General features: G+C 73.8%; 15 protein-coding genes. 8 read left to right on the top strand and 7 right to left on the bottom strand.

Annotation, left to right across the window (positions count from 1 at the left end; genetic code table 11):
• Positions 1-3 precede the first annotated feature (3 nt).
• Complete coding sequence (locus tag ABZS77_RS11965; RefSeq protein ID WP_354821181.1) at positions 4-576, bottom strand: DUF3000 domain-containing protein; 573 nt, start codon at positions 574-576, stop codon at positions 4-6.
• A gap of 127 nt (positions 577-703) precedes the next feature.
• On the opposite strand from ABZS77_RS11965, the gene hemE reads away from it, so the two are divergent.
• From hemE to hemQ, 3 genes are read left to right on the top strand one after another with little or no spacing between them, the layout of a single operon-like run.
• Complete coding sequence (gene hemE, locus ABZS77_RS11960; RefSeq protein ID WP_354821178.1) at positions 704-1,855, top strand: uroporphyrinogen decarboxylase; 1,152 nt, start codon at positions 704-706, stop codon at positions 1,853-1,855.
• Between the two features lie 6 nt (positions 1,856-1,861).
• On the top strand, positions 1,862-3,271 hold the full coding sequence (gene hemG / locus ABZS77_RS11955) for a protoporphyrinogen oxidase (protein ID WP_354821175.1): 1,410 nt from the start codon (positions 1,862-1,864) through the stop codon (positions 3,269-3,271).
• Positions 3,268-3,969, top strand: a complete 702-nt coding sequence (gene hemQ, locus ABZS77_RS11950; protein WP_354821172.1) for a hydrogen peroxide-dependent heme synthase — start codon at positions 3,268-3,270, stop codon at positions 3,967-3,969. The genes hemG and hemQ overlap by 4 nt, the downstream gene beginning before the upstream one ends.
• A 51-nt stretch (positions 3,970-4,020) precedes the next feature.
• Here hemQ and ABZS77_RS11945 read toward each other — a convergent pair whose 3' ends face one another.
• The 4 genes from ABZS77_RS11945 to ABZS77_RS11930 all read right to left on the bottom strand — a co-directional run bounded on the left by ABZS77_RS11945 (position 4,021) and on the right by ABZS77_RS11930 (position 7,101).
• On the bottom strand, positions 4,021-5,124 hold the full coding sequence (locus tag ABZS77_RS11945) for a lytic polysaccharide monooxygenase (RefSeq protein ID WP_354821169.1): 1,104 nt from the start codon (positions 5,122-5,124) through the stop codon (positions 4,021-4,023).
• Positions 5,125-5,243: 119 nt separating this feature from the next.
• Positions 5,244-5,699 (bottom strand): GNAT family N-acetyltransferase, encoded by a 456-nt coding sequence (locus tag ABZS77_RS11940; RefSeq protein WP_354821166.1) that lies wholly within the window; start codon positions 5,697-5,699, stop codon positions 5,244-5,246.
• A gap of 24 nt (positions 5,700-5,723) precedes the next feature.
• On the bottom strand, positions 5,724-6,662 hold the full coding sequence (locus ABZS77_RS11935) for a DMT family transporter (RefSeq protein WP_354821163.1): 939 nt from the start codon (positions 6,660-6,662) through the stop codon (positions 5,724-5,726).
• Between the two features lie 178 nt (positions 6,663-6,840).
• On the bottom strand, positions 6,841-7,101 hold the full coding sequence (locus ABZS77_RS11930) for a Prokaryotic metallothionein (RefSeq protein WP_354821160.1): 261 nt from the start codon (positions 7,099-7,101) through the stop codon (positions 6,841-6,843).
• Between the two features lie 157 nt (positions 7,102-7,258).
• On the opposite strand from ABZS77_RS11930, the gene ABZS77_RS11925 reads away from it, so the two are divergent.
• The 3 genes from ABZS77_RS11925 (at position 7,259) to ABZS77_RS11915 (ending at position 9,069) form a co-directional block, all read left to right on the top strand.
• Positions 7,259-7,534: an isoamylase early set domain-containing protein gene (locus ABZS77_RS11925; RefSeq protein ID WP_354821153.1), complete on the top strand. Its 276-nt coding sequence runs from the start codon at positions 7,259-7,261 to the stop codon at positions 7,532-7,534.
• A gap of 107 nt (positions 7,535-7,641) precedes the next feature.
• Positions 7,642-8,394, top strand: coding sequence for a lytic polysaccharide monooxygenase (locus ABZS77_RS11920; protein WP_354821150.1), 753 nt, complete (start codon positions 7,642-7,644; stop codon positions 8,392-8,394).
• A 63-nt stretch (positions 8,395-8,457) separates the two neighbouring features.
• A complete protein-coding gene (locus tag ABZS77_RS11915; protein WP_354821147.1) occupies positions 8,458-9,069 on the top strand; it encodes a DUF305 domain-containing protein in 612 nt (203 codons plus the stop codon).
• Here the strand turns inward: ABZS77_RS11915 and msrB are convergent.
• Positions 9,035-9,439: a peptide-methionine (R)-S-oxide reductase MsrB gene (gene msrB, locus ABZS77_RS11910; protein ID WP_088990835.1), complete on the bottom strand. Its 405-nt coding sequence runs from the start codon at positions 9,437-9,439 to the stop codon at positions 9,035-9,037. The genes ABZS77_RS11915 and msrB overlap by 35 nt on opposite strands.
• Positions 9,440-9,486: 47 nt before the next feature.
• On the opposite strand from msrB, the gene ligD reads away from it, so the two are divergent.
• The gene (gene ligD / locus ABZS77_RS11905) at positions 9,487-10,518 is read left to right on the top strand and encodes a non-homologous end-joining DNA ligase (RefSeq protein WP_354821144.1); all 1,032 of its coding nucleotides are present in this window, start codon (positions 9,487-9,489) and stop codon (positions 10,516-10,518) included.
• A 63-nt stretch (positions 10,519-10,581) separates the two neighbouring features.
• Positions 10,582-11,832, top strand: a complete 1,251-nt coding sequence (locus tag ABZS77_RS11900; protein ID WP_354821141.1) for a DUF222 domain-containing protein — start codon at positions 10,582-10,584, stop codon at positions 11,830-11,832.
• 4 nt (positions 11,833-11,836) lie between these two features.
• Here the strand turns inward: ABZS77_RS11900 and ABZS77_RS11895 are convergent, their stop codons facing one another.
• Positions 11,837-12,220, bottom strand: a complete 384-nt coding sequence (locus tag ABZS77_RS11895) for a nuclear transport factor 2 family protein (RefSeq protein WP_354821138.1) — start codon at positions 12,218-12,220, stop codon at positions 11,837-11,839.
• Positions 12,221-12,239: the final 19 nt, after the last annotated feature.

The following is a 12,239-nucleotide window of genomic DNA, read 5'->3' as shown; positions in this document are numbered from 1 at the left end:
GTTTCAGGCGGTGGTGGCCGGGCGGCGGTCGGACAGGGCGGTCACCCCGGGTGGGGGCAGGCCGGCCGTCGAGGCGAGCAGCGCGCACCAGCCGAGCAGGTGGGGGGCCAGGTCGTCGTCGATCGGCGTCCACGACGCGCGGATCTCGATGTCACCGGCGGTCGGCGGGCCGGCCAGGTCACCGAACCGGGTCGACATGGTCTGGGTGACCGTCCCGCCGATCGCCCGGTGACCGGCGTCGTGGGCGTCGAGCGCGTCGGTGAGCCACGTCCAGCCGACCCCGGGTAGCAGTGGATCCGCGGCCAGGTCGACCTCCAGCTCGGCGGTCACGTAGGTGACCAGCCGCAGGGTGCCCTGCCACGCCTCGTGCCCGACCGGGTCGTGCAGCAGGATCAACCGCCCGGTGGCCACCTCGTCGCCGTCGCGCAGCACGGCCGCGGAGAGCGCGAACGCGTACGGGGCGAGGCGCTGGGGGGCGCCGACCTCCTCGAGGGTGATCTCCGGTCGGGGCGCCGCGGACCGCAGCCCGGCGACCGCGCGGGCGAAGGTCTCCGGGAGCGCGATCGGGGGGGCCATGTCGGCAGCCTATGCCGCCGTCGGTCAGCCGGTTCGGCGGCGCGCCGACGCCCGGAGCCGTTAGGGAAGGTGTCTTTCCTTTCACCCCAGGCGGGCCGGGGGTGGGGGGCGTGGCACGATTGCGGCGATGACCACGCAAGCCACGGGCACTGCCGCCCGAGACGGAGACCCACGCCCCGGCGGACCGGCCGACTCGCCCTTCATCCGGGCCTGCCGGCGCCGTCCCGGCCCGCACACGCCCGTCTGGTTCATGCGCCAGGCCGGCCGCTCCCTGCCCGAGTACCGGGAGATCCGGGCGAGTGTGCCGATGCTGGAGTCCTGCCGCCGGCCGGAGCTGGTCACCGAGATCACCCTCCAGCCGGTACGCCGCCACGGCGTGGACGCGGCCATCCTGTTCAGCGACATCGTGGTGCCGGTCGCCGCGGCCGGGATCGACCTGGACATCGTGCCGGGCACCGGGCCGGTGGTCGCCGAGCCGATCCGTACCGCCGCCGACGTGCGGCGGATCCACCCGATCACCCGCGACGACGTCTCGTACGTGGACGAGGCCGTCCGGCAGTTGGTGGTCGAGCTGGGCGACACGCCGCTGATCGGTTTCGCCGGGGCGCCGTTCACCCTGGCCAGCTACCTGGTCGAGGGCGGGCCGTCGCGGACCCACGCGAAGACCAAGGCCCTGATGTACGGCGACGAGGAGCTGTGGCACGCGCTCTGCGGCCGGCTGGCCGAGGTGACGCTGGCGTTCCTGCGGGTGCAGATCGAGGCGGGGGTCTCGGCCGTGCAGCTGTTCGACTCGTGGGCCGGCGCGCTCTCCGAGGCGGACTACCGCCGCTACGTGCTGCCGCACTCGACGGCCGTGCTGAGCGGGCTGGCTGACGACTGCTCCGGGTCGGGGCGCGGCGACAGACGCGCCGAGCCGGAGCGGTCGCCCGCCGGGGTGCCGCGGATCCACTTCGGGGTGGGCACCGCCGAGCTGCTCGGCGCCATGGGTGAGGCCGGCGCGGACGTGGTGGGCGTCGACTGGCGTACCCCGCTGGACGTGGCCACCGGCCGGATCGGCGCGGACAAGGCGGTCCAGGGCAACCTGGACCCGTGCGTGCTGCTCGCGCCGTGGCCGGTGGTGGAGGCCGAGGTGCGCCGGATCCTGGAGCAGGGCCGGGCGGCGCCCGGGCATGTGTTCAACCTCGGTCACGGCGTGCTGCCGGAGACCGACCCGGATGTGCTGACCCGCGTGGTCGCGCTGGTGCACGAGCTCTCCAGCCGCCGGGCCGACCGGGGCTGAGCGGTGATGCGGCAGCCCTGGCGGGTGGCGGTGGTGGGCGGCGGGATCGCCGGGCTGGCCGCCGCGGTCCGGTTGCGCGACCGCGCCCCCGAGGGCACCGAGATCACGGTGTACGAGCAGTCCGGCGCGCTCGGCGGCAAGCTGCGCACCGGAGCGTTGGCCGGTGCGCCTGTCGAGTTCGGCGCCGAGTCGTTCCTGATGCGCGACCCGGCCGGGGCCGAGAGCGCGGCGGTGACCCTGATCCGCCGGCTCGGGCTGGCGGACCGGATCGTGCACCCCACCGTCGGGCAGGCCGCGCTCGTCGTCGACGGGGGGCTGCGCCCCGTCCCGGGCGGCACCCTGGTGGGCGTACCCGGGGATCTGGATCGGGTGGCCACTGTCGCCCGGCCGGCCGCGGACGCCGACACCGACGGCGGTCGGCCGCTCGTCGGGCCGGACGCGGACGTCTCGGTGGGCGCGCTGGTCCGGGCCCGCTTCGGCGACGAGGTGGTCGACCGGTTGGTCGACCCGATGCTGGGCGGCGTGTACGCGGGCCGCGCCGACGATCTCTCCCTGGTCACGACGATGCCGGCGCTGGCCCGCGCGGCACGGGTGGAGCACACCCTGGTCGGCGCGGTGCGGGCCGCGCAGGCCGCCGCGCCGCGTGCCCCCGGCGCCCCGGTCTTCGGCACCCTGACCGGCGGGCTGAGCACCCTGGTCGAGGCGGCGGTGACGGCGAGCGGCGCGACGGTACGGCGCGACGCCGCCGTGCGCGAGGTGACCCCGACCGGCGCGGGCTGGCGGCTCACGGTCGGCCCGAGCCGCGATCCCGAACTGGTGGACGTGGACGCCGTGGTGCTGGCGGTGCCGGCGCGACCGGCCGCCCGACTGCTCGCCGGCCCGGCCCCGGTGGTGGCGGCGGGTGTCGGCGAGCTGGACTACGCGAGCGTCGCGTTGGTCACCCTGGCGCTGCCGCAGCCGCGACTGCCCGAGCTGTCCGGCTTCCTCGTGCCCAGCACCGAGGGTCTGCTGATCAAGGCGGCGACGTTCTTCACCACCAAGTGGGGGCACCTGCGCCGGCCGGACGGGCTGGCGATGGTCCGCGCCTCGGTGGGCCGCTACGGCGAGGAGGCGCAGCTCCAGCGCCCGGACGCGGACCTGGCGGCCACCGTGCACCGGGAGCTGTCGGCGGTGCTGGACACCCCGCTGCCCACACCGGTCGACGGGCACGTGCAGCGGTGGGGTGGCGCGCTGCCGCAGTACACCCCGGGGCACGCCGACCGGGTCGCGGCGGCGCGGACGGCGTTGCGGGCCGAACACCCCACACTGGTCCTCGCCGGCGCCGGCTACGACGGCGTCGGCATCCCGGTCTGCGTCCGCTCCGGCGAGACGGCGGCCGACGAGATCATCACAGCACTGGGAGGATCGGCGAGATGACCGAGCAGACCAACGCGGCCCGGTTGCGGGAGCTGAACGACAGCATCCGCTACACCATGTGGTCGGTGTTCCGGGCCAGCGCCCCGCTGCCGTCGCTGCGGGACAACGTCACCGGCGAGGTCGAGTCCCTCTTCGACGAGCTGGCCGGCAAGGACGTGGTGGTCCGGGGCGTGTACGACGTCTCCGGGCTGCGCGCCGACGCGGACGTGATGATCTGGTGGCACTCCGCGTCCAGCGACGCGCTCCAGGACGCGTACCTGCGGTTCCGCCGCACCACGCTGGGCCGGGCGCTGACCCCGGTGTGGTCGCAGATGGCGCTGCACCGGCCGGCGGAGTTCAACAAGAGCCACATCCCGGCGTTCCTGGCCGGCGAGGAGGCCCGCCCCTACATCTGCGTGTACCCGTTCGTCCGCTCCTACGAGTGGTACCTGCTGCCCGACGCCGAGCGGCGGGAGATGCTGGCCGAGCACGGCAAGATGGCCCGCGGCTACCCGGACGTACGGGCCAACACGGTCGCGTCGTTCGCGTTGGGCGACTACGAGTGGATGCTCGCGTTCGAGGGGGACGAGCTGCACCGGATCGTGGACCTGATGCGGGACCTGCGCGCCTCCAGCGCCCGCCGGCACGTCCGCGAGGAGGTTCCGTTCTACACGGGCCGCCGCCGCTCGGTCGCCGAGATCGTCAACTGCCTGGTCTGACCCCCGCCGTCCGGCGCCGCACCCCCGCCCGGGTACGGCGCCGGGCGGGGATCAACTGGTCGTCGTGCAGGAGACCAGCGGAACCGGGTTGCTGCCGTTCCACGAGCCGAGGAAACCGAATGTGGTGCTCGCTCCGGCGGCAAGTGTGCCGTTGTGGCTGACGTTGCGGGCGGTGACCTGCGTGCCGTTGGTGCTGACCGTCGCGTTCCACGACGAGGCGACCTGCTGGCCGTTGGCGTAGTTCCAGCTCACCGACCACCCGCGGGTGGGTGAACCGCCGGCGGTGACCTTCACGTCCGCCTGGAAGCCGCCGGCCCACTGGCCGGTGATCTGGTAGGTCGCCGTGCACGCCCCGGCCGGCGGCGGCGTGGTGGGCGGGGGAGTGGTGGGCGGCGGCGTGGTGGGCGGCGGGGTCGTCGGCGGCGGTGTGGTGGGCGGCGGGGTGCCGGTCCCTCCTCCGAAGTCCACGTCACTGCACAGGTAGTACGACTGGTCCAGGTGGCTGGCCTGCCAGATGGTGTAGACGATGTGCCGCCCGGTGCGTCCCGGTGCGCTGACCGGGATCTGGATCGAGACACCGCCGGTGTCCGGGTTCCACTGCGAGGCGGGGGTGTTGCCGATCTGGCCGGCCAGCTCCAGGTCGTTCCAGCCGAGCGGCTGGGTGGCCGAGTTGAAGCCCTGCTTGGTCACGTAGACCCGGATGTAGTCGGCGCCGTGGCTGGCCTGGTCGAAGAAGCGCAGCCGGAAGTTGTTCGCCACCGGGGTGGTCTTCCACGCGCCGACGGTGTCGAGCGCGTTGTAGCGGGGGCTCTGGGTGCGCCCGCCGCTGCACAGCTGGCCGTTCGGGATGACGCCCTGGTGGTTGCCGGCGACGCCCTCACGGAACAGGCCGTTCCAGTTCCACATGGCGGCCGGGTCGGCCTGCCAGGCCTGCCAGCACATCGGGTCCTCGGTGGCCATCCGCGGATTCTGGAAGTCGCTGCCCCAGCGTTGCCAGCAGCTGTAGTTGCGCGAGGGCGGGTCGACGACCGAGCCGTGCGCCGAGGCGGGCTGACCGCCCAGCACGACGGTGATCGCGGTGGTCAGCAGGAGCGTGGCGGCCGCCGCGACGGCGAACGGCCGGAGCGCGCGTGGTGATCGGGCGAGAGTGGACATGGAGCCCCCGGGGGGATGAGGTACGGACGACGACGCCCGGACTGCCGGGAGATGCCCGCTCCCGTGCCTACTCGCTGGCTCCCGCGATGGCTCTACCCGGCACGATGCCAGGCAGATCGTCAGCCGTCAATGGCGGTGCGGCGCATCGGGGTGTGCGGGATGCCGTCCTCGACGTACTCCGGGCCGCTGACGGCGAAGCCGTGCCGGCCGTAGAAGCCGACCAGGTGTGACTGCGCCTCCAGCACGCAGGGCTGGTTGCCCACCACCTCCAGCGCCGCCGTCATCAGCCGACCGGCGTGTCCGCCGCCGCGCGCCGCCGGGGCCACCACCACGCGGCCGATCCGGGCGGTGCCGTCCGGGTCGGCGAGGATCCGCAGGTACGCCAGCGGCGCGTCGCCGTCGGTCAGCCAGAGGTGCCGGGTGCCCGGCTCCACGTCCCGTCCGTCGAGCTCGGGGTACGGGCAGTCCTGCTCGACCACGAACACGTCGATGCGCAGCTTGAGCAGGTCGTGGAAGGTGCGGGCGGTCAGGTCGCCGAAGGCGGCCGTGTGGATCTGGGTGGTCTGCTGGGGCACCCACCGATGGTAGGCCGGGCCCGTTCACGGGGAGGCCGCCCGGGTCGGCGCCAGGTAGGTGGCGGCGACGGCGGTGAGCAGCAGTACGCCGCCGACGATGACCGGCGGCGGGAGCGGCTCGTGCAGCAGCGTCACGGCCAGCGCCGCCGCGGTGAGCGGTTCGAGCAGGGTCAGCACGGCGGCGACGCTGCCCGGCGTGGTGCGCAGTCCGGCGTAGAACAGCGCGTACGCCACGGCGGTGGTGACCACGCCCAGGTGCAGCAGCAGCGCCAGCGTGTCGGGGCGGACCGGGACGGTGGGACCGGCGACCAGGGCCAGCGGCAGCAGGGTCAGCGCGCCGACCACTGTCGAGATGGTGGTGAGCGCCATCGGAGCGGTGCGCCGTGAGACCTGCCCGCTGATCAGGGTCGTCACCGCGTACCCCAGGCCGGACCCGGCGGCCGCGAGCAGGCCGAGCAGCGGCGCGGGCGCCGCGGCGGTGGGGTCCGCCGTCGCCCCGGTGATCAGGGCGAGGCCGACCACAGCCGTGACCAGCGTCGCGAGGCGCAGCGGGTCGGGGGTCCGGCGGGCCCGCAGCGACTCCCAGGCGGCGGCGAGCACCGGTGCCAGGCCCAGGCTGACCACGGTGGCCACGCTCACCCCGGCGAGCGCCACGGCGGCGAAGTAGAGCGCCTGGTACAGGCCGAGGCCGACGCCGGTGAGCAGCAGCGGTACGGGTGCCGCGCGCAGGGCGGCCACGGTGGCGCCGAGTCGACAGGCGGTGCACGCCAGCAGGACGAGCGCGGCGATCGCGAGACGGTGGAAGCCGATGCTCACCGGACTGAGCCCGGTGCTCTCGCGCAGGAGTTGCACCGCCACGCCTGTGGTGCCCCACAGCACTCCGGTGACGGTGATCTGGATGAGGCCCGTGCGGGCGTGGCGGGTGGCCGGCGTGCGCGGGCGCGCGGTACGGGAGGTGGACACGGATGCGCTCCGAAGGGTGAGCCGTTGACGGGACGACGTCGACGGAGCGCGTGCGGCAGGGCGGCCGAGTGGGGTCAGTCACCCGCTCGGCGGAGGCGCGGCGCTCCGCTCAGGAGCGCGGCGGGGGCAGGACGCCCGGGAATGGCTGCACCGGACGACCGTACCGCAGGGTGGCGCGTCAGACGGGGCGCGCGCCCACCGCGTCGCGGATCTCGGCGCCCTCGGCGCCCTCGACCGACCGGGCGCAGTGCCCGCAGCAGAAGAAGCGGCCGTTCACCTCGACGCCGTGCCCGACGATCTTGATCTGGCAGTGCTCGCAGATGGGTGCCATCCGGTGGATCGCGCACTCGAACGAGTCGAAGGTGTGCACGTCGCCGCTGACGGTGTGCACCTCGAACGTCATCCAGTAGTCGTTGCCGCAGACCTCGCAGGTCGCCATGACGAAACCCTCCGTATCAGGACACGTGACTACAGATTTCCCCAGGTTGGTCCCGTTCGGGGCGAAATGTCGGCGTTCAGCCCGCCGGGCGGCGTGTCGGCGCCGGCGTGTCGTCCGTTGTGCCGGGTGGACCGCCGCAACCCCCGGAGGGATCACCGTGATCAAGCGCAACAGACTCTTCGGCAACCAGACCCGGGTCACCTTCTGCCTGCCCCGGGACGCCCCACCGGGCCCGGTCAGCGTGGTGGGCTGCTTCAACGACTGGGAGCCCGGCCGGCACGAGTTGGTGGCCCGCCGCGACGGCACCCGGACGGTGACGGTGAAGCTCCCGCCCGGGGAGTACCGCTTCCGCTACCTCGCCGACGGCGGCGTCTGGCTGGATGACGAGTCGGCCGACGAGGTCGACGACCGGGGCGGCCTGCTCCGACTCTGACCGGAAACTCGCCATCGTCGATGGATTTATCGACCAGGCTCTTTACTGTTAACAAAGTTTAAATTACGTTGGGGGCACCTCACCGCACCTGGAGAAGGAGCTGCCCGATGCGTCGAAGAATCACCGTCCCGCTGGTGGCGACGGGCGCCGTCGCCGCCACTCTCACCGTCGCCGCCCCCGCGCAGGCGCACGGCTACGTCTCCGCCCCGCCCAGCCGGCAGGCCCTCTGCGCGCAGGGCCGGGTGCCCGACTGCGGGCAGATCAGGTACGAGCCGCAGAGCGTCGAAGGGCCCAAGGGTCTCAAGAGCTGCAACGCGGGCATCGCCCAGTTCGCCGTCCTCAACGACGACAACCGTGGCTGGCCGGCCGCCTCGGTCGGCTCCTCGCTGACCTTCACCTGGGTCAACACCGCCCGCCACGCCACCAGCAACTGGGAGTACTGGATCGGCAACACCCGCGTCGGCGTCGTCAACGGCAACGGTCAGCAGCCGGGCGCGACGGTGTCGCACACCGTCAACCTGGGCGGCTTCTCCGGGCGTCAGAAGATCCTCGCGGTGTGGAACATCTCCGACACCGCGAACGCCTTCTACTCCTGCATCGACGTCCAGATCGGCGGCGGCGGGTCGAACCCGACCCCCACCCCCACGCCGACGCCGACGGGCTCACCCACCCCCCGACCCACCCCGACGGCCACGCCGACGACCCCGCCCGCGCCGGGTGGCAGTTGGACCGCGGGCCGGGCGTACCAGGTCGGCGACCAGGTCACCTACGGCGGGCTCACGTACCGCTGCCGGCAGGCGCACACCGCCATCCCCGGCTGGGAGCCGCCGAACGTCCCGGCGCTCTGGGAACAGGTCTGACCGGCGCGGGTGCGGCCGACGGACGCACCCGTGCCACCGCCCCCGCGTGATCGGAGCACCGGCATGCCGCGTACCCCTCTGGTGTCCCTGCTCGCGGCGCTGCTGTTCACCGGCGCCTGTGCCGCGTCGCCGACGCCGGCCGGACCGCCCGCGTCCCCGGCCGCGTCGGCGGCGGCCGGGGACGTGGGCGCCGGCGACGAGATGAGCGGGATCGACGTGGTGTTCCTCGGCACGATGGTCGGGCACAGCGAACGCACCCTGCAGATCGTCCGAACCGCCCGCGACCGGGTGCGCGACGACACGCTGCGGACCCTCGCCGCCGCCATCGAGGCCACCGAGACCGACGAGCTGGCCGACATGCGGGGCTGGCTGCCCACCACCGGACCCGGCGCCAGCGCCACCGCCCACCACCACGAGGGGCACGGCGACGACGCCGCACTGGACCGGCTGCGGGCCGCGCCGGACACGGACGTCGACCGGGTGCTGCGCGACGTCCTCGCCGACCACCAGCGGGCCGCCGCCGACCTGGCCCGCGCCCAGGTCGACGTCGGCCGCAGCGAAAGGGTCCGCGACCTGGCGCGGCGGATCGAGCAGTCCCGGACCGCCGAGGTCGAGCTGCTCAGAGGGTACGAGGCTCAGGTCAGCGAGGCTCCAGGCGGACCGAGATCGAGTTGACGCAGTGCCGGGTGTCCTTCGGGGTGAAGCCCTCGCCGTGGAACACGTGCCCGAGGTGGCTGTCGCAGCGGGCGCAGCGGATCTCCGTACGCGCCATGCCGAGGCTGCGGTCCTCGATCTCCTTGACCCGGCCCGGGATGGCGTCGTCGAAGCTCGGCCACCCGCAGTGCGAGTCGAACTTGGTGTCGCTGGAGAAGAGTTCCAGACCGCAGGCGCGGCAGTGGTAGACGCCCTGCGTCTTGGTGTCCACGTACTCGCCGGTCCACGGGCGTTCGGTGCCGGCCTCCCGCAGGACGTGGAACTCCTCGGGGGTCAACCGGACCCGCCACTCGTCCTCGGTGCGGGGCAGCTCGTTGTCGTCAAGACTCACCCGTCCACGGTACGTCGAACGTCGGGGGCGTGGCATATGGTCGCGAGATGGCGGGCACCAAGGCGACGGTCACCGAGATCGAGGTGGCCGGCCACAGCGTACGGCTGAGCAGTCCGGACCGGGTGATCTTCCCCCAGCGGGGCTTCACCAAGGCCGACGTCTTCCACTACTACCTCGCGGTCGGCGACGGCATCATGCGCGCCCTGCGGGACCGGCCCACCACGCTGCAACGCTTCCCCGAGGGCATCGAGGGCGAGACGTTCTTCCAGAAGCGGGTGCCCACCCGGGGCGTGCCGCCGTGGGTGACGACCGCCCAGATCACCTTCCCGAGCGGCCGCACCGCCGCGGAACTCTGCCCCGTCGACCTGGCGCACGTCGCGTGGGCCGCACAGATGGGCACCATCGTGTTCCACCCCTGGCCGGTACGCGCCGCCGACGCCGACCGCCCCGACGAACTGCGCATCGACCTCGACCCGCAGACCGGCACCGACTTCGCCGACGCGGCCCGGGCCGCCGGCGAGGTCCGGGCCGTCCTCGACGAGCTGGGCGCGACCGGCTGGCCGAAGACCTCCGGTGGCCGGGGCGTGCACGTCTACCTGCGCATCCAGCCCCGCTGGACGTTCACCGAGGTGCGCCGCGCCACCATCGCACTGGCCCGCGAGGTGGAACGCCGCACCCCCGACCTGGTGACCACCGCCTGGTGGAAGGAGGAACGCGGCACCCGGGTCTTCGTCGACTTCAACCAGATGGCCCGAGACCGGACGATCGCCTGCGCGTACTCCCTGCGGGCGAACGCCCGAGCCACCGTCTCCACCCCGGTCACCTGGGACGAGCTGCCCGACGTCGACCCGGACGACTTCGACCTGCGGACCGTCCCGGCCCGGCTCACCGAACGCGGCGACCCGCACGCCGGCATCGACGACGCCCCGTGGGACATCACGCCCCTGCTTGAGTGGGCCGACCGCGACGCCGCCGCCGGCCAGGGCGACCTGCCGTACCCGCCCGACCACCCGAAGATGCCCGGCGAGCCCAAGCGGGTGCAGCCCAGCCGCGCCAAGCGTTCCCCCGAGGACAGCTGAGCGACTCGAGCGGCCCCTGGGGGTAGCCGCAGAACTGTCGTACACCTGTTCTAAGTTCCGGGTGTGATCGATGAGCTGGCGCGGGCGGAGGGTGTGGTGGCGACCTGCACCGAGGCTGCCGCGTGGGCCCTCTCCGAGCACGATCTGATCGCGGCGCTCGACGTCACGCACCGGCTCCAGCAGCGGCTGGCGGCGGTGCGGTTGGCGCTCGTGCGGGAGGTCGACGGTCGGGGTGTCGCGGTCGCGCGGGGCGCGTCGTCGACGGCCGTGTGGCTGCGCCACCGCCTGCGGCTCGACATGTCCGACGCCCGTCGGCTTGTCGGTCTCGCCGCCTCGCTCGACGCCACCCCGCCCGCCGTCCGGGACGCCCTGGCCGGTGGTGCGGTAAGTGTCGAGCAGGCCCGGGTCATCGTCGACACGGCCGCCACGGTGTCGGCGGTCGCCGGTGCCGAGGTCGCCGACAAGGCAGTCGGCGTGCTTGTCGAGTGGGCCGGGCAGTTCGACCCGATCCTGCTGCGCCGGATGGGCACCCGGATTCTCGACCACGTCGCACCCGATCTCGCCGACGCCGCCACGGCGGCGGCCCTGGCCGCCGAGGAGGCCCGGGCCGCGCGCGACCGGCACGTCACGATCTCCGAGCGGGCCGGCGGGCGGCTCCGGCTCAGCGGCACGCTCGACGCGGAGGCCGCCGCGCTGCTGCGCGCCGTCATCGACCCGCTCAGCGCGCCCTCCGGCCCCGACGACGCCCGCTGCCCCGGGCAGCGCCGCCATGACGCCCTCGTCGATGTGTGCCGGCTTGCCCTGCGCACCGGCGAGCTGCCCGAGAGCGGCGGCGAGCCCGCCCAGATCGTCGTCACCACCGGCTACGACGGGTTGACCCGACAGCTCGGTGCCGGCGCGCTCGACACCGGTCTGCGGCTCACCCCCGACACGGTGCGCCAGCTCGCCTGCGACGCCGCCATCCTGCCCGCCGTGCTCGGCGGTGCCAGCCGGCCACTCGACGTCGGCCGGCAACGCCGCCTCATCGCCGGCCCGCTGCGCCGTGCCCTGGTGTTACGCGACGGCGGTTGCGCGTTTCCCGGCTGCGACCGTCCGCCGCGCTGGTGCGCCGCCCACCACATCCGGCACTGGGCCGACGGCGGCCCGACCACCCTCGACAACGCCGTGCTGCTCTGCGGCCACCATCACCGCCACGTCCACCAGAGTGACTGGGCCGTCCGGCTCGGCGGCGACGGGCACCCGGAATTCGTGCCGCCGGCCTGGCTCGACCCCGCGCGGGTTCCCCGCCGCAACCACTACCACCGTCGGACGTAGGCCGTCAGTACCGCTCGGTGAGGTGTTCGCGGCCCGGCGGCGGGTCGTACGGCGCGGGCCAGTAGTCGACGATTCGGGCGATGAGTCCACTGTGGGCGATCTCGATCCAGACGCACGCGTCCTGTTGCTCGGCGCCGACCCGGACGTCGAGCCACAGGGCGGCCGTCCGGTCGTCCGCGACCACCCGCCGCGCCCGCAGATGCCAGTCGCCGGGATAGTCGATGTTGAACCGCAGGAACGTGTCCCGGCCGCGGATGCGCTCGCGGGTCTGCGGCATCTCGTAGACGACGTCGTCGGTGAGCAGGCCGGCCAACCCGGGCCAGTCCCGGCCCTGGAGGCGATCGACGTACTCGTGCGCGGTCTGCCGGGTCGCGGCGGTGTCGTCCACGGCGACGGACGCTACCGCC

The organism is Micromonospora sp. NPDC005298, assembly GCF_040607375.1.
Taxonomy (GTDB): Bacteria; Actinomycetota; Actinomycetes; order Mycobacteriales; family Micromonosporaceae; genus Micromonospora.
This window is presented reverse-complemented; position numbering and strand designations above follow the sequence as displayed.